Genomic DNA, 17,067 nt, shown 5'->3' with positions numbered 1-17,067 from the left:
GGTCACGACGCGCCGGTCAGCGCGGGGTGCCGAAGTCCTGGGTCCAGTACGGCCCGTTGCTCCGCGCGACACCGACACCGATCTCGGTGTACGAGCAGTTCAGGATGTTGGCCCGGTGGCCCGGGCTGTTCATCCAGGCGTCCATCACCGCGGCCGGGGTCTGCTGGTTCCAGGCGACGTTCTCGCCGTACGCCCGCCAGGCGTAGCCGACCCGGTCGAGCCGGTCGCCGGCGTCGCTGCCGTCGCTGCCGTCGTGCGACATCGTCTTGTGATCGGCCTGGTCCTGGCTGTGCCGCTGGGCGGCCAGCATGAGTTTGGCGTTGACGGTCAGCGCCTTGCAGCCGGCCTTGGCCCGCTCCTTGTTGACCAGGTCGACGACCTGCTGGAGTTCGGCGCTGATGCCGCTCGGTGCGGCGGCGCTGCGGGTGGCCGGGGGTGCGGCGCTGCGCGTGAGCTGCCGGGACGGGGCGGTGGTCCGGCTCGGCTTCGGGGCGGTCGTCCGGGTCGGGCTCGGCCGGGCGCTGGTCGGGGCGGCGGTGGGGGTGGTGGGCGCCGCGACGGCGTCGCCGGGGGCATCTTCGGTGCTGCTGGGCACGAGCGGGGCGGCGGCCACCGGCTCCTCCGCGGAAGTCGACTCGGTCCGCTGGTCACCGCCGGGCAGCACCGCGGCGGCCACGCCGAGGCTCGCCACGAGGGTCGCCACGGCGGCGGCCCCGCCGACCAGGAGCGGACGCGGGAACCGCCGCTTCTGCCGGTGCCGCCCCGGCTCCTCGGCGGCGGGGTCGGTGACCGGCCGCCACGCGGCCGTGGGCTCCTCCGGCGGATGCCAGCCGGCGGCCGGCTCGTCCGCCCGCTGCCAGCCGGAGGTGGGCTCCCCGGCCGGGCGCCAGCCGGCGTCCTGTTCCGGCTGCCAGGCGCCGGTGGGCTCCGCGGTGGGGTGCCAGCCGGCGGCCCGTTCGAACGGGGCGATCGGTGCGCCCGGGTGGGTCGCCGGGTCGAACGGGGCGTGCCCGCCGGTCCGGTCGGCGGCCGGGGCGTGGCCGGTCCGGTCCGCCCCGGCGGCGGGGTGAAATTCGGTCCGATCCGGCATCGGGTCGAACCCGGTGTCCGCCCACGGAGCGTCCGGCGCGCCGGCCCGCCAGACGCCGGTCGGCGCGTCGGTCCGGTCCGCGCCCGGCCGCTCCGGCTCGTCCCCGAAGAGGTACGCCGACCGCGGCTCCGGCCGGTCGGTGAGCCAGGCCGGGCCCTCGTCGGTCGGCGGCTCGGGGCGTCGGGGAACGCCGTCCGGTTCGGTCGGGTCGGTCCAGCGATACACGCCTGTCGCCTCCACGGTTCGGTTGCGGGCCGGGCTGACGCTACGGGTGGGCCGCGACCTGCGGCAACGCGGCTAAGAAAGAGTTAAGGGGAACCCGACACGGAGGGTGAGGCGTTCACACATTTCCGGGCGTACAGTAAAGGCGTCCGGACAGAGCGTGTCCGCGCCTCACGGCAGCCCCCCGACAAGTGGACAGGTCGACATGGAGATGATCTACGGCCTGCGAGAACTTGACGAAGGAGGGGTTTAAGGCTCAATATATAGGTGTCGCCAGTCGCGCCCAGTCATGCCCGCATTTTGCTGGTATGACAGCCGCGGACATCATGGGCGCGCGTTGGCCGGCCTTTCCGGCAGCGCATATCAAGGAGTCAGCATGGCGAAGGCCCTCTACGGCCACGTAGGTGCAGCGCCCGACCGGCGTATGCTCGACGAGGTCACCCGACTGCGTGCCAGGGTTCAGGCACTGGAGTTCGAGATCACGCGTCTGCGTGCCGACAATGATCGGCTTGCGGCGGCTGCGGCGGAGGCTGACGACCTCCTCCGACTGGCCGAGCCCGCACTGACCTGATCTCGAGCTGTCGGAAAACTGAATCGCACCACCCGAAAAAGCGCGCCGACACCGTAGTGCCGGCGCGCAGCTCTGTGCGTAGGTTTTGTTTTTCGCGCCACATCTTCCGATCTGGTGATCGTCCGGAAATTGCCGGCGGCGACCGTGGCCGCGAATACGATCTTGCAGTTTCGTGACGTCGCCGGGAACCGGACATGACCGGCGCGGGGTGGGTCGCGTACCAAGCTCTCCCCGGCGGCGGGTTAGTCTGCGGGTTCACCAGGTCCGCGCAGCCGGCGACGGTACGGCGGCCACCGGACGAGGATCGAGAAGGTGCATCTCAAGAGCCTGACGGTGAAGGGCTTCAAGTCCTTCGCCTCCGCGACGACGCTGAAGCTGGAGCCCGGGATCACCTGCGTGGTCGGCCCGAACGGCTCCGGCAAGTCCAACGTCGTCGACGCCATCGCCTGGGTGCTCGGTGAGCAGGGCGCCAAAGCGCTGCGCGGCGGCAAGATGGAGGACGTCATCTTCGCCGGCACCGCCGGCCGGGCGCCGCTGGGCCGCGCCGAGGTCACCCTCACCATCGACAACACCGACGGCGCGCTGCCGATCGAGTACACCGAGGTCTCCATCACCCGCCGGATGTTCCGCTCCGGCGAGAGCGAGTACGAGATCAACGGCGACTCCTGCCGGCTGCTCGACATCCAGGAGCTGCTGTCGGACTCCGGTATCGGCCGGGAGATGCACATCATCGTCGGCCAGGGCCGGCTCGACGGCATGCTGCACGCCAAACCGGAGGACCGCCGCGCGTTCATCGAGGAGGCGGCCGGCGTCCTCAAGCACCGCAAGCGCAAGGAGAAGGCGCTGCGGAAGCTCGACGCGATGCAGACCAACCTCAACCGGCTCACCGATCTCACCGCCGAGCTGCGCCGCCAGCTCAAGCCGCTGGGCCGGCAGGCCGAGGTGGCCCGCCGCGCCGCCGCCATCCAGGCCAACCTGCGCGACGCCCGGCTGCGGCTGCTCGCCGACGACCTGCACACCCTGCGGACCACGCTCGACAAGGAGATCGCCGACGAAACCGCGCTGCGCGAGCGGCGCGAACAGATCGAGGCGGAGCACACCGAGGTGCAGGCCCGCCTCGGTGAGCTGGAGGCCGCCCTCGCCGAGGACGCCCCGTTGCTCGCCGCGGCCCAGGACACCTGGTACAAGCTCTCCGCGCTCCAGGAGCGGTTCCGTTCCATCGAGCAGCTCGCCCGGGAGCGGCTGCGCCACCTCAGCGCCACCCCCGACGACGAGCGCCCCGGCCGCGACCCCGACCAGCTGGAGGCGGAGTCGCAGCGGGTCCGCGAGCAGGAGGAGGAGCTGCGCGCGGCGCTCACCGAGGACCAGATCCGGCTGGCCGAGGCGGTCGAGCACCGGCAGGAGCTGGAACGGCAGCTCGCCGCCGCCGAGCGGGAACTGGTCGCGGCGGCCAAGGCCATCGCCGACCGGCGGGAGGGGTTGGCCCGGCTGACCGGCCAGGTCAACTCGGCCCGGGCGCGCACCACCAGCGCCGGCGAGGAGATCGAACGGCTCGCCGCCGCGCACGCCGACGCACTGGCCCGCGCCGAGACGGCCCAGGCCGAGCTCGACGCGGTCGCCGAGCAGTCCACCGAGGCGGACCGGGACAACGCCGACCTCGACGCCCGGCACGCCGAGGCGGTGGCCGCCCACGAGAAGGCGCAGGCCGGGGTCCGCAGCCTCGCCGACGCCGAGCGAGCCGCCGAGAAGGACGCGGCCACCTGGAAGGCCCGGGAGGAGGCGCTCGCCCTCGGCCTGCGCCGCAAGGACGGTGCCGGGGCGCTGCTGGCCCGCGCCGACCAGGTGCCCGGTCTGCTGGGCAGCCTCTCCGGGCTGCTCACCGTCGCGCCCGGCCATGAGGCGGCGCTCGCCGCCGCGCTCGGCGGGCTCGCCGACGCGGTCGCCGTCACCGGCGTGGACGAGGCCGTCGAGGCGATGCGCCTGCTCAAGATCTCCGACGCCGGGCGGGCCGGCCTGCTGGTCGGCAGCTCCGCCGGGCCCGGCATGGACGGCCCGGCCGACGCGCTACGCCCGAAACTGCCCGACCGCGCCCACTGGGCGCCCGACCTGGTGGAGTGCTCCGCCGAGATCCGCCCGGCGGTGCACCGGGCCCTGCGTGACGTGGTGCTGGTCGACGACCTGTCGGCCGCGGCCGAGCTGGTCGCCGGCAACCCGGAGCTGCGCGCGGTCACCCCGGACGGCGACGTGGTCGGCGCGTACGCGGCGGCCGGCGGGTCGGCCAAGGCGCCGAGCTACATCGAGGTGCAGGCGGCCGTCGAGGAGGCCCGAACCAACCGGCTCGTCGCCGAGCGCAGCAGTGCCGAGCTGCGCGAGCAGCTCGTCGAGGCGCGCGCCGAGGTGGCCGTCGCGAAGGAGGCCGTACAGCACGCCGCCGCCGCCAAGCGGGAGGCGGAGAGCCACCGCAACGCCGCCGCCCGGCGGCTGGCCGAGCTGGGTGCCGCCGCACGGTCGGCGAAGGCCGAGACCGACCGGCTCGGCGAGTCCCGGGCCCGCGCCGAGGCGGCCCGGGAACGCGACCTGCAGGCGCTGGCCGAGCTGGAGGAGCGGCTGCGGCTGGCCGAGGTCACCCCGATCGACGCCGAACCGTCCACCGAGGAGCGCGACCAGCTCGCCGCGATGGTGCCGCAGGCCCGGCAGAACGAGATGGAGGTCCGGCTCGCCGTGCGTACCGCCGAGGAGCGGGTCTCCTCGATCGCCGGCCGGGCCGACTCCCTCGCGCGGCAGGCGAACGCCGAGCGGGCCGCGCGGGAGCGGGCGGCAGCCCGGCGGGCGGCCCGCACCCGCGGCGCGGCCATCGCCCGGGCCGTGGTGGGCGGGGCCCGGGAGGCGCTGACCCGGCTCACCGTCTCCATCGCCCGTGCCGAGGAGCAGCGCGACGCCGTGGCCCGCGACCGCGCCGCCCGCGAGGCCGAGCTGTCCGAGGTACGCGGCGCGGCCAAGCGGCTCGGCGCCGAACTGGAACGGCTGACCAGCCAGGTGCACCGGGACGAGGTGGCCCGCGCCGAGCAGCGGCTGCGCATCGAGCAGTTGGAGGCGAAGGCCGCCGAGGACTTCGGCCTCGACGTGGCGACGCTGATCGCCGAGTACGGCCCGGACCAGCTGGTCCCGCCCACCGACGCGGACGTCGCGGCGGCGGAGAAGGACGGCCTGCCGCTGCCCGAGCCGGTCCGCTACGAGCGGCCGGTGCAGGAGAAGCGGGCCGCCAAGGCGGAACGGGAGCTGGCTCTGCTCGGCAAGGTCAACCCGCTCGCCCTCGAGGAGTTCGCCGCGCTGGAGGAGCGCTACAAGTTCCTCTCCGAGCAGTTGGAGGACCTGAAGGCCACCCGCCGGGACCTGCTCACCGTGGTCAAGGACGTCGACGACCGGATCCTGGAGGTCTTCGCCAGCGCGTTCGAGGACACCGCGCGGGAGTTCGAGCAGGTGTTCACCGTGCTCTTCCCCGGTGGCGAGGGGCGGCTGGTGCTCACCGACCCGGAGGATCTGCTGACCACCGGTGTCGAGGTGGAGGCGCGGCCGCCCGGCAAGAAGATCAAGCGGCTGTCGCTGCTCTCCGGCGGGGAGCGTTCGCTGACCGCGGTAGCCATGTTGGTGGCGATCTTCCGCGCCAGGCCCAGCCCGTTCTACATCATGGACGAGGTGGAGGCGGCCCTCGACGACGTGAACCTGGGCCGCCTGATCACGCTGCTGGCGCAGCTGCGCGAGAAGAGCCAGCTCATCGTGATCACTCACCAGAAGCGGACCATGGAGATCGCCGACGCGCTGTACGGCGTGACCATGCGCAGCGGGGTCACCCAGGTGATCAGCCAACGGCTCAACCGGGCCGACGACGGGCAGGAGAAAGACGAGTGAGTCGGGAACGCGCGACAGCGCTCCTGGTGGACTTCGACGGCGTGCTGCGCCGGTGGGACCCGGCGGTGGCCGCCGGCGTCGAGCGGGAGTACGGGCTCACCGAGGGCGTCCTCGGCGAGATCGCCATGTCGTGGGGGCTGCTCCAGCCGGTGCTCACCGGACAGGTCAGCCACGCCCAGTGGATGGCCAGCGTGGCGGACGCGCTCACCCCGTCGGTGGGTGCCGAACGGGCCCGCGCCGCGGTCGAGCAGTGGCAGCGCTACCGGGGCGAAATCGACCTGGAGGTGCTCGCCTTCGTCCGCCAGGTGCGGGAGGCGGGCGTACGGGTGGGGCTGGGCACCAACGCCACCGACCAGCTCGACGCCGACCTGGCCGCCCTCGGCCTCACCGACGACTTCGACGCGGTGGTCAACTCCTCGGTTGTCGGGGTGAACAAGCCGGCCAAGGAGTACTTCCAGGCGGCCTGTACGGCGCTGGAGACATCGCCGTCGCGGGTGCTGTTCGTCGACGACGAGGACCGGTCGATCTCCGGCGCCCGCGTGGCCGGCCTCTCCGCGCACCGCTGGACCGGCCCCGGGGACCTGCGCTACCTGCGCGCCGCGCTGGCGTTCTGAGCCGGGCCGCCCACCGCGCTACCGCACCACCCGCTGCAACAGGTTCAGGGTGGCCCGGGCCAGCCGGGGATCGGCGGCCGCCGGGTCGGCGAGCACCCGGGTCCAGCCCAGCGAGCCGGCGATGAACACCCAGGCCCCGGAGGACGCCCGGTAGAGGTGGGTGTGCTGCCGGTGCGTCGCGCCCAGCCGAGAGTAGGGGGAGTCGGCGAGCAACGTCCGCTCCACGGCGCCGGGCTGCGGGACCCCGGGCGTCCGCTGGTCGGCCTCGCCCCACACCACCTCGGGGATCAGGTCGCCGTCCCGGACGCCGGTGCCCGCCCAGAACCAGTGGCCGCCGGCGCGGACCACCAGCGGCGCGTAGGCGTCCACGATGCTGACGTACTGGGCGCCGATCAGCTGCTGCTCCGGGTGCCCGGCCGACCGCCACTTGGTGGTGGCCGGGGTCGGGCCGGTTGCCGGCACGGAACTCTTGGCGCACATGACCAACCGGTCGCCGGTGCCGTACTCGACCCGCCAGTAACAGTTGTTGGCGGCCAGGAAGACCAGGCTGGTGCCGCCGTTGCGGGCCACGGCGACCGCCTGGCGCATCGGCGCCGACCAGTACTCGTCGTGGCCGGGGAAGACGACGGCCCGGTACCGGGCCGGATCCACCCGCCCGGTGTGCAGGTCCTCGCTGGTGGCGTACGTGACGTCGAGGCCCTGCCCCTCGACCCACTGGACGAAGCCGATGTCGTGGGCGGCGAGCTGCGGAATCCCGTTGCCGGAGTACGGCCGGTCGTGGCTGACCGCCCGGGCCCGCCGCGCGGTGGTCCAACGTCCGGCGGCGTCGTAGCCGTGGTAGAGGTTGGCGCCGGTGCGCCCGTCCATCGGCCAGCCGTTGTACGCCTGCCACGTGCTGGTGGGCAGGACCATCAGCGCGGCCGCCCGCTGCGCCGGATCGCGCACCACGAAGGGGATCCACTGGTGCTGCCCGGAGGCGCTGGCGAGCAGGGCCAGGTAGAGACCGCTCACCAGGTCCGGGGTGACGGTCAGCCGCCAGCCGGTGCGCCAGGCGCAGGAGACGGCGCCGGTGGCGGGGTCGACGTCCGGCGTCGCCTGCCGGATCCCGTCGAGCCACGGGCTGGCGATCACCGCCCGGGCCCCGCTGCCGGCGAAGTGCCCGACCCGGAAGACGGTGATCTGGTAGCGCTGGGGCCGGGCGACCGAGACCCGGAACGCCAACTGCTCGCCGGGGGCGACGCTGGTGGCATGGGCGTAGCCGGCGATCTCACCGCCCTCGTCCGTGCTGAACCGGTGCCCGGTCAGGCGGAAGCCGGCGGCGCCGGGCCGAGCATTCTCCGCCACTGTGACCGGGCGGCCGGAGCCGGGCGCCGGGGTGGTCGTCGGGGCGGGGCCCGTCGGGTCACCCGGGTAGTGGGGGTCGGCGGGCAAGGTGGGCCGGGACGGTCGGTCGCACGCCTCGCCGCCCAGCAGCACTGCCGCCCCGACCGCCCCGAGCATGCCCAGACTCCTTCTCCGGGTATGCGTCGGCCATCCCCCGTCGACCATCGTCGCGCTCCCGCCTCAGCGGCCCCCGTGTCCGTCGCGGCACCCGCGGAGGGCGGGTGAGCGGCGGGGACGGGCCCGGCCACGACCCGTCCACCGAGCCAGACGGTTCACCCGCACGGCCGGTTGCCGGGGCCGGTGGAGTGTGGACGGTGGGGCGTATCACGAGACCCGTTGGTCGGGTGCCGGTGGCCGGTCGGGGGATGCGCGCGGCTCAGTCGCCGGTGACGCCGTCGATCCGCTCCCGGATCAGGTCGGCGTGCCCGTTGTGCCGGGCGTACTCCTCGATCATGTGGACGTACACCCAGCGGACGTTGATCTCGTCGGCGCCGCCGTCGCGGCGTCGGCGGGTGAACGTCTGGTCCAGCGTGAGGTTGGCGGCGGCCTGCCGGGCCGCCTCGACCTCGGCGGCGTAGGCGGCGAAGTCGGCCGCCGCGTCGGCGTCGGCGATGTCGTCCAGGTCCCCGTCCGGGGAGGCGTCGGTGCAGTAGACGCTGTCGAGCGGCTGGCCGGCGGCCCGGATCCGGAACCACCAGCGCTCGACCTCGGTCAGGTGCCGGACGAGGCCGAGCAGGGTGAGGCCGGACGGCTCGACGCTCGGGGTCTTCAACTGTTCGGCGGTCAGGCCCGCGCACTTCAGCAGCAGGGTGTCGCGGTGGTAGTCGAGCCAGCCCTCGAGCATGGTGCGCTCGTCGCCGACGTAGGGCTCGTTCTTCCGGGTGATCTCCGGTGCTCTCCAGGTCATGCCCGCCATCCTGACGAGCGAGTCCGACACCGGCGACCCGATTACCGCCCGCGGCGGTGAAAGGGGCCCCTCACCACGCCAGGCATGGAGAGGGGCCCCCTTCCGCTCAGCTCAGGGCACCACCACGACGGGCCACCGGCCGGTGCGCACCAGGCGGGTGGCGACCGAGCCGACCAGCCGGTGCCCGGCCTGCTCGGACGCCCCGACCACCACCAGGTCGGCCCGGGTCTCGTCGGCCGCCGCGCAGAGTTCGGCGTACGCGTCCCCACGCCGGCACAGGAAGGTGACCGGCAGGCCCAGTTCCTCGGCGCCGCGCCGGCACTCGTCGCGCAGCTCGGCGGCCAGCTCGTCGTGGGTCTGCTGGATCGCCCCGGCCACCACCCCGGTCATGATCCCGGCGTACGGGGTCGGGGAACTGACGAACACCACGACCAGGCCGGAGCGTTGCCGGCGGGCCAGCCCGGCCGCGTACGCGGCGGCCCGCAGCGAGGTGCGGGTGCCGTCCACGCCGACCAGCACCACCCGGGGCCCGTCCGTGCCGCGTTCGAACGGCAGCGGCCGGGCCTCCGGGCCGTACTCCTCACGCTCGACGGATGCGCTCATGCCGTCGCCTCCGACGCGCTGAGCTGGCTGATTCGCTCGCTCATGAGTCACTCCTGGATGCCGGTCCGGACCACCGAGGCCCCGCCGCCGGCGGCGACGGTCGACTCCCGCTCGACCTCGGCCGAGATCGCGTCGCCGTTGTGCCGGCGCAGCGGCACCTCCTTGATGAAGACGACCGCGATCAGCGCGATCAGGCCGAACGGGGCGGCGGCCAGGAAGATGTCCCCGGCCCCGTGCCCGTACGCGGCCTCGACGACCGCCCGGATCGGGGCGGGCAGCGTGTGCACGTCGGGCAGGGTGCCGCCGCTGCCGGAGCTGGACGCCTTGATGCCGAGTCCGGCCAGCCCCTCGGCGAGGTAGTCCTTGACCTTGTGGCCGAGCACCGCGCCGAGCGCGCTCACGCCGATCGCGCCGCCGAGGCTACGGAAGAAGGCGACCACCGAGCTGGCCGCGCCGAGTTCGTGCGTGCCGACCGTGTTCTGCACGGCGAGCACCAGGTTCTGCATGGTCATGCCGAGCCCGAGGCCGATCAGCGCCATGAAGATGGCGATCCGCCAGTACGGGGTGTCCGCGCGCAGCGTGCCCATGGTGGCGAAGCCGGCGGTGAGCAGGACCGAGCCGGCCACCAGGTACCGCTTCCAGCGGCCGGTGTTGGTGATGATCCGGCCGACGACCGTGGAGGCGACCAGCAGGCCGCCGATCATCGGCAGGGTCATCAGGCCGGACATGGTCGGGCTCTGGCCGCGGCTGATCTGGAAGTACTGGCCGAGGAAGACCGAGGCGCCGAACATGCCCACGCCGACCGCGATGCTGGCGACCACGGCCAGGGTGATGGTGCGGCTGCGGAACAGGCGCGGCGGGATCAGCGGCTCGCTGGCCCGCTGCTCCACCCGGATGGCCAGCGCGCCGAGCAGCACCGCCCCGACCACCATGGCCGCGCTCTGCCAGGAGATCCAGTCGTACTTGTCGCCGGCCAGGGTGACCCAGATGAGCAGCAGCGAGACGGCCGCGGTGATCAGGGTGGCGCCCCACCAGTCGATCTTCGCCGGGCGCTTCACCACGGGCAGGTGCAGCGTCTTCTGGAGCACGATCAGGGCGAGCCCGGCGAACGGCACGCCGACGTAGAAGCACCAGCGCCAGCCGAGCCAGTCGGTGTCGACGATGACGCCACCGATGAGCGGGCCGCCGATGGTGCCGAGGGCCATCACGGCGCCGAGGTAGCCGCTGTAGCGGCCGCGCTCACGCGGAGCGATCATCGTCGCCATGATCACCTGGGCGAGGGCGGTCAGGCCGCCCGCGCCGACGCCCTGGAGCACCCGGCAGGCGATGAGCTCGCCGGTGGTCTGCGACTGCCCGGCCAGCACCGAGCCCAGCACGAAGATGCCGAGGGCGAGCTGGACCAGGACCTTCTTGCTGGTCAGGTCGGCGAGCTTGCCCCAGATCGGGGTGGTCGCGGTGGTCGCCAGCAGCGTCGAGGTGACCACCCAGGTGTACGCGGACTGGCCGCCGTGCAGCTCGGTGATGATCCGCGGCAGCGCGTTCGAGACGACCGTGGAGGAGAGGATCGCGACGAACATGCCCAGCAGCAGGCCGGAGAGTGCCTCCAGGATCTGCCGGTGGGTCATGTCGCCGGCGGTCGCCCGGGTGGGCGCTGTCGCCTGGGTCATCGTGATTGCCTCCGGAGCAGGTCGGGGGTGGGTTGCCTCAGGCAACCGTAGAACTTTGGTTGCCTCAAGCAACAACCGGGTGACGACCGGAGGTATTCCTGGGCGAGCCCCGGATCAGAAGGTCTCGTTGAACTTGTGCATCAGCCGGGCGAAGTCCTCGACGTCCTGTTTCGGCCAGCTCTCCATCGTGCGCCGGATCTGCCCGAGTCGGGCCGCCCGCGCCGCGTCGAACCGGCGGGTGCCCTCCTCGGTGAGGCTGAGCTGAGCCGCCCGCCGGTCGGTCGGGTCCGGGTCACGGCGGACCAGACCCAGCCCCTCCAGGCCGTGGATCTGCCGGCTGAGCGTGCCCTTGCCGATGCCGAGCCGGGCGGCCAGGTCAGTGAGCCGGATCGAGCCGCACCGCCGCAGCCAGAGCAGCAGCCCGTACGCGTTCGGCTCCAGGTTGGGGTGGACCTCCCGGGCGATCTCCCAGGACAGCGCCCGTCCGCGGCGCAGCAGCGCGGTCAGCTCGTGCTCCACCGCGCGCAGGGTCTCCGGCAGGTGATCCTCCACGGGGGAAGCGTACTCACGCCTGGTCGCTGAGCTGCTGCCGAGCCACCGTACGGAGGTGGCCGTCGCTGGTGGTGCCCTCGATCACCACCTCGGCCGACCGGCCCCGGTGGGTCAGCGTGGCCACCGCGTTGCCGAAGTACGGCCCGGCCAGCTTCTTCCACCGCACACTCGACCGGGGCACCCCGGCCGAGCGGGCCAGCGCGCGGGCGGCCCCGGCCGGCCCGGGGTGCCAGCCGAGCCGCATCAGCGGGCGCATCCCCGCCGGCACCTGATTGTGGATCGGGGAACAGGTGAGCTGGTGCACCGGGGTGCGGACGCTCCGGTCGGCGAACCGGGCCCGGGCCACGTACGAGTGGTGCACGTCCCCGGAGAGCACGCTGATCGAGGCCGGTGGCGCGTACGCCGGCCCGGCGCCGACCCGCGCCCCGGGCCCGGCGGGGGTCCCGCTGCCCAGCCGGGCGAACAGCTCGGCGAGGGCGTCGAAGGAGCGCCGGAACGCACCCCAGTGCTCCAGGTCGCAGGCCCGCCGGATCCGCTCGGAGAGCGACGCCACCCAGGGCCGCCGGGAGTCGGCGAGCCGCTCGTTCCACGTCTCGACGTGATGGATGCCCGGCGGCAGCAGCCAGGGCAGCGAGGCGCCGACGACGAGGTGGTCGTAGACGCCGTGCGCCCGGTCGAGGAACCAGGACCACTCGCCCGGCGGCAGCATCGCCCGGTTGCCCGACTCCAGCACCCGGCTGGAGCGGTTGTCCAGCATGACCAGCCGGGTCCGCCCCAGGTCCAGCGCGTAGCTCCACTGGTACTGCACGGCCCGCCAGCGCTCGGTGTCGTGCGCGAGGTCGGCCTCCTTGTCCACCCGGTCGCCGAACTCGTGCAGCACCCCGGTGGCGTCCTCCGCGGCGGTGACCTTGGCGTACACCGGGTCGGCGGCGATCTCGTCCGGGGACAGGTTGCCCAGGTGCTGGTAGACCCAGTAGGAGGCGAGCCCGCTGCGGATCCGCTCCGCCCACCAGGGCTGCTCGCGCATCTCCGCCCGCCACCAGGCCGAGGTGTTCCAGTCGTCGATCACCTCGTGGTCGTCGAAGATCATCACGCTGGGCACGGTGGAGAGCAGCCAGCGGATCTCCGGGTCGCGCCAGGACTCCAGGTAGAGCTTGGTGTATTCGTCGAAGCTCACCACCTGGGTCGCCGGGGCGCCCTTCGGCCGGCGCCGGCGCCGCCTGAGCAGCCGGCGCACGGTCGGCGAGGTGACGTCGGCGTAGACCTGATCGCCGAGGAGCACCAGCAGGTCGGGCCGGGCGGCCGGGTCCGGGTCGGCCATCAACCGCCGGGCGTACGCGTCCAGCGCGTCCGGGGGCAGCTTCCGGGCGGTCGCGTGCTGGGTGGTCTCCCGGCACGAGCCGAAGATCAGGCTCACCGGCTGGTCCCGGTCGTCCGCGGCCCGGGTACGGATCACGCTGGGCGGAAAGCGGCTCTCCGGGACCGGCCAGGCGACCTCGTCGTCGATCAGCACCTCGTAGGTCGTGGCGCTGTCCGGGACCAGCCCCGCCACCACCACGATCGCGTAGTGGTGGTCGTACGCCGAGAAGGTCGGCGCGCTGCCCGTGGCGCCGCCGGCCGTGCGGACCGTGACCACCGCGGGCGCGCTGGTCTCCACCCAGACCGTCGCCCGCGTGCCGACGACCCGCCGCAGCAGCGGACCGATGAGCAGGCGGGAGCTGGGCACGGGCACCTCCGAGGGGAAAAACGCTCACCTGTTCTACCCGGCCGGCGGGTTCGGCACGCCTGGCTGCGGCGAGCGTACCCGCAGCTCGACCGTGTGCGGAGGCGGTGAGTGGGACGCCGCCGCCGGCATCTGACAGGATTTCGGGCATGAAGGAATACCTCCTCGTCATCATCGCCCTGCTCGGCGTGCTGATCATCGGCGGCCTCAGCCTCGTGGTGCCCCGGCTGCGCCGGCGCCCCGGGCCGCCGCTGCCGAGGACGGAGGTCGAGACCCGGGCTGAGGAGGACCTGGCCGGCCCACCGGTCCAGGCGCCCGAGGCGGAGGTGTCCACCGGGGTCCTGGTCGAGCCGCCACCGGTGGTCGAGGTGCCGCCGGTGGTCGAGGTGCCGCTCGAGGTGCCCGAGCCCACCGCCGGCCGGCTGGTCCGGCTGCGCTCCCGGCTGTCCCGCTCGCAGAACGTCTTCGGCCGGGGCCTGCTCGGCCTGCTCAGCCGCGAGCGCCTGGACGAGGACGCCTGGGAGGAGATCGAGGACAGCCTGATCACCGCCGACGTCGGCATCGACGCCACCCGGGAGATCGTCGACCGGCTCCGGGAGCGGACCCGGGTGCTCGGCACGCGGTCCACCGGGGAGCTGCGCGCACTGCTCGCCACCGAGCTGGTCACCGCCCTCGACCCGACGCTGGACCGGTCGCTGAACGCCGACCCCAAGGTGGGCCTGCCCGGGGTGCTCCTGGTGGTCGGGGTCAACGGCGCCGGCAAGACCACCACCTGCGGCAAGATCGCCCGGGTGCTGATCGCCGACGGGCACACCGTCCTGCTCGGCGCGGCCGACACCTTCCGGGCCGCCGCCGCCGACCAGCTGGAGACCTGGGGCAGCCGGGTCGGCGCGGAGACCGTCCGCGGACCCGAGGCCGCCGACCCGGCCAGCGTCGCCTTCGACGCGGTCAAGCGGGGCATCGACACCAAGGTCGACACCGTGCTGATCGACACCGCCGGCCGCCTGCAGAACAAGATCGGCCTGATGGACGAGCTGGGCAAGGTCAAGCGGGTGGTGGAGAAGCACGGCCCGATCGACGAGACCCTGCTGGTGCTCGACGCCACCACCGGCCAGAACGGCCTGGAGCAGGCCCGGGTCTTCACCGAGGTGGTGAACGTCACCGGGGTGGTGCTGACCAAGCTCGACGGGACCGCCAAGGGCGGCATCGTGATCGCCGTACAGCGCAAGCTCGGCATCCCGGTCAAGCTGGTCGGCCTCGGCGAGGGCCCGGACGACCTGGCCCCGTTCGACCCCGTGCAGTTCGTCGACGCGCTGCTCGGGACCGAGCCGCTCGCCCGGGACGCGTAGCCTCGACGTGATGACCGACGATCGCGCCTACGCCGGGTGGCGCGACCCCAGCCACCCGTCGCCGCGCCTCGGGAGACCGTACGTGACTTCACAGGAGATCCCGCTGCACGGCGGGAACGTGAGCACCGTGGTCCGGGTGGGCGACACGGTCCGGCGCAACGCCGGCCCGTGGACCCCTTCGGTGCACGCCCTGCTGCGGCACCTGGAGTACGTCGGCTTCACCGGCGCCCCGCGCGCCCTCGGCATGGACGAGCGGAACCGGGAGGTCCTGTCGTACCTGGAGGGGGAGTGCGGGGAGTATCCGCTGGCCCCGCACTGGGTCACCGACGAGGCCCTGGTGACCGTGGCGACCATGTTGCGGATGTTCCACGACGCCCAGTACGGCTTCAACCCGCCGCCGGGGGCGGTCTGGCGCTCGTTCGGCCCGCCCCCGCCGGACACCGAGGTGATCTGCCACCACGACGCCGCCCCGCACAACGTGATCTGGCGGCCGGACGGCACGCTCGGGTTGATCGACTTCGACCTGGCCTCGCCCGGCGCGCGGATCTACGACGTGGCGTACGCGGCCTGGACCTGGGTGCCGATCTTCTCCGACCGGGACTCGATCACGCTGGGCTGGAAGCACCCGGACCGGCCCCGCCGGCTGCGGCTGTTCGCCGACGCGTACGGGCTGATCCCGCGCGACCGGCACCGGCTGATCCGCACCATCCGCAAGCGGGTCGTCGACCACGTCGAGGGCATCCGGCGGATGGCCGCGGCGGGCGACCCGGCGTTCGTCCGGATCGTGCACAAGGGGCACCTCCGGCGCCCTATGCGTGACCTGCGGCTGCTCGACTACGAGCGGCACGCCCTGGAGTACGCCCTGCGCTGACCTCCCATTCCGCGGAAAGAGTGGCCGGTTCCTCCCCGGAACGGCCACTCCTTCCGTTTTCCCGGCCATGATCGGCGTTCTTCACACGCCGGAAACAACCCGTCACCCGCCCGAAATCGAGCGGTGTCGGTGCAGGAAACAGCCGCCGAGCAAGCTTCCGCGCAACCGGCTGACGGGCGACGCTGCCAGGACTCAGTCGGAAGGAGGACATCCACACCGAGAGGAGGCAGCGTGGAGATCGACACCGGCAACACCGCCTGGTTGCTCCTGTCGTCTGCGCTCGTGCTGCTCATGACGCCGGGTCTCGCGCTGTTCTACGGCGGCCTGAACCGGTCCAAGGGCGTACTCAACATGATGATGATGAGCTTCTCGTCCATCGGGCTCATCAGCATCCTGTGGCTTTTCTACGGCTTCACCGTCGCCTTCGGCGAGGGCGGCAAGTTCATCGGCGACCTGGGGCAGTACCTGGGCACCAAGACGTTCGTCGGCGAGAGCGACCTGTGGGGCGAGACCGGCATCCCGCTCTACGTCTTCATCGCCTTCCAGATGATGTTCGCCGTCATCACCGTCGCCCTGATCAGCGGCGCGCTCTCCGACCGGACCAAGTTCGCCGGCTGGCTGGTGTTCGCCTTCGGCTGGGCCACCCTGGTCTACTTCCCGGTCGCGCACATGGTGTGGGGCGGCGGCCTGATCGGCGGCGACATCGGCGCGCTCGACTTCGCCGGCGGCACGGCCGTGCACATCAACGCCGGCGCCGCGGCGCTCGCGCTGGTGCTGGTCCTCGGCAAGCGGGTCGGCTGGCCCCGGGAGAGCGCCAAGCCGCACAACGTCCCGCTGGTCGCGCTCGGCGCCGGGCTGCTCTGGTTCGGCTGGTTCGGCTTCAACGCCGGCTCCGAGCTGACCGCCGACGGGGTCACCGCGCTGGCCTTCATCAACACCCAGGTGGCCACCGCCGCCGCGCTGCTCGGCTGGCTCGTGGTGGAGTGGGTACGCGACGGCAAGCCGACCCTGGTCGGGGCCTCCTCCGGCGCGGTGGCCGGGCTGGTCGCGATCACCCCGGCGTGCGCCTTCATCACCCCGGCCGCGGCGGTGCTGCTGGGCCTCGTCGCAGGTGCGGTCTGCGCCCTCGCGGTGGGCCTGAAGTACCGGCTCGGCTACGACGACTCTCTCGACGTGGTCGGCGTGCACTTCGTCGGCGGGTGGATCGGCTGCCTGTGGATCGGCCTGTTCGGCACGGCCTCGGTGAGCTCGCTGGTGACCAGCGACGGCCTGCTGGTCGGGGGCAACGCCACCCTGCTCGGCAAGCAGGCGCTGGGTGCGTTGATCGTGACGGTCTACTCCTTCGTGGTCGCCTACGCCCTCGGCTTCGTGATCGACAAGACGATCGGGTTCCGGGTCTCCGCCGAGGCGGAGGTCGAGGGCATCGACGTCGCCGAGCACGCGGAGAGCGGGTACGACCTGTCGCCCACCACGGGCGGCAGCGCCGGTGGCGCGTTCGCGATGGCCGGGATCGGCGCCGCCAAGCCGGGCCCGGAGCCCACCGACGAGGCTGACGAGCCCGCCGCGCCGGTCAGCGAGAAGGTCGCCGGTTAACGTTCCTGTGATG

At 73.1% G+C, this 17,067-nt stretch carries 13 protein-coding genes; 6 read left to right on the top strand and 7 right to left on the bottom strand.

All coding sequences use genetic code 11. The features are described 5' to 3' along the window. Positions 1-16: 16 nt before the first annotated feature. A complete protein-coding gene (locus tag ABZ783_RS01865) occupies positions 17-1,315 on the bottom strand; it encodes a CAP domain-containing protein (protein WP_357433744.1) in 1,299 nt (432 codons plus the stop codon). Positions 1,316-1,688: 373 nt separating this feature from the next. Between ABZ783_RS01865 and ABZ783_RS01860 the strand changes: the two genes are divergently transcribed. From ABZ783_RS01860 to ABZ783_RS01850, 3 genes are all read left to right on the top strand, one after another. Next, positions 1,689-1,883 (top strand): hypothetical protein, encoded by a 195-nt coding sequence (locus ABZ783_RS01860; protein ID WP_073832502.1) that lies wholly within the window; start codon positions 1,689-1,691, stop codon positions 1,881-1,883. A 312-nt stretch (positions 1,884-2,195) separates the two neighbouring features. Further along, a complete protein-coding gene (smc, locus tag ABZ783_RS01855; RefSeq protein WP_357433742.1) occupies positions 2,196-5,792 on the top strand; it encodes a chromosome segregation protein SMC in 3,597 nt (1,198 codons plus the stop codon). Beyond that, entirely contained in the window at positions 5,789-6,406 is a 618-nt protein-coding gene (locus ABZ783_RS01850) for an HAD-IA family hydrolase (protein ID WP_357433740.1), read from the top strand. The genes smc and ABZ783_RS01850 overlap by 4 nt, the downstream gene beginning before the upstream one ends. Positions 6,407-6,424: 18 nt before the next feature. Here ABZ783_RS01850 and ABZ783_RS01845 read toward each other — a convergent pair whose 3' ends face one another. The 6 genes from ABZ783_RS01845 to ABZ783_RS01820 all read right to left on the bottom strand — a co-directional run bounded on the left by ABZ783_RS01845 (position 6,425) and on the right by ABZ783_RS01820 (position 13,244). Then, positions 6,425-7,906, bottom strand: coding sequence for a N,N-dimethylformamidase beta subunit family domain-containing protein (locus tag ABZ783_RS01845; RefSeq protein WP_357433738.1), 1,482 nt, complete (start codon positions 7,904-7,906; stop codon positions 6,425-6,427). Positions 7,907-8,165: 259 nt separating this feature from the next. Further along, positions 8,166-8,696, bottom strand: coding sequence for a DinB family protein (locus tag ABZ783_RS01840; protein ID WP_357433736.1), 531 nt, complete (start codon positions 8,694-8,696; stop codon positions 8,166-8,168). A gap of 111 nt (positions 8,697-8,807) precedes the next feature. Then, positions 8,808-9,299, bottom strand: coding sequence for a universal stress protein (locus ABZ783_RS01835; RefSeq protein ID WP_357433734.1), 492 nt, complete (start codon positions 9,297-9,299; stop codon positions 8,808-8,810). Positions 9,300-9,346: 47 nt separating this feature from the next. After that, a complete protein-coding gene (locus ABZ783_RS01830; RefSeq protein ID WP_357433731.1) occupies positions 9,347-10,966 on the bottom strand; it encodes an MDR family MFS transporter in 1,620 nt (539 codons plus the stop codon). Between the two features lie 114 nt (positions 10,967-11,080). Further along, positions 11,081-11,518 carry a MarR family transcriptional regulator gene (locus ABZ783_RS01825; RefSeq protein ID WP_241825026.1) on the bottom strand — a complete coding sequence of 146 codons (438 nt, stop codon included), beginning with the start codon at positions 11,516-11,518 and terminating at the stop codon, positions 11,081-11,083. Positions 11,519-11,531: 13 nt separating this feature from the next. Then, complete coding sequence (locus ABZ783_RS01820) at positions 11,532-13,244, bottom strand: alkaline phosphatase D family protein (protein WP_357433729.1); 1,713 nt, start codon at positions 13,242-13,244, stop codon at positions 11,532-11,534. 146 nt (positions 13,245-13,390) lie between these two features. Here ABZ783_RS01820 and ftsY point away from each other — a divergent pair, with 146 nt between their 5' ends. The 3 genes from ftsY (at position 13,391) to ABZ783_RS01805 (ending at position 17,054) form a co-directional block, all read left to right on the top strand. Then, positions 13,391-14,590, top strand: a complete 1,200-nt coding sequence (gene ftsY, locus ABZ783_RS01815) for a signal recognition particle-docking protein FtsY (protein WP_357433727.1) — start codon at positions 13,391-13,393, stop codon at positions 14,588-14,590. Between the two features lie 10 nt (positions 14,591-14,600). Next, positions 14,601-15,461: an aminoglycoside phosphotransferase family protein gene (locus ABZ783_RS01810; protein WP_357433725.1), complete on the top strand. Its 861-nt coding sequence runs from the start codon at positions 14,601-14,603 to the stop codon at positions 15,459-15,461. A 231-nt stretch (positions 15,462-15,692) separates the two neighbouring features. Beyond that, positions 15,693-17,054 carry an ammonium transporter gene (locus tag ABZ783_RS01805; protein WP_357433723.1) on the top strand — a complete coding sequence of 454 codons (1,362 nt, stop codon included), beginning with the start codon at positions 15,693-15,695 and terminating at the stop codon, positions 17,052-17,054. Positions 17,055-17,067: the final 13 nt, after the last annotated feature.

The sequence above is a fragment of the Micromonospora sp. NPDC047738 genome (genome assembly GCF_040642675.1).
In the GTDB taxonomy this organism is placed as follows: domain Bacteria; phylum Actinomycetota; class Actinomycetes; order Mycobacteriales; family Micromonosporaceae; genus Micromonospora.
This window is presented reverse-complemented; position numbering and strand designations above follow the sequence as displayed.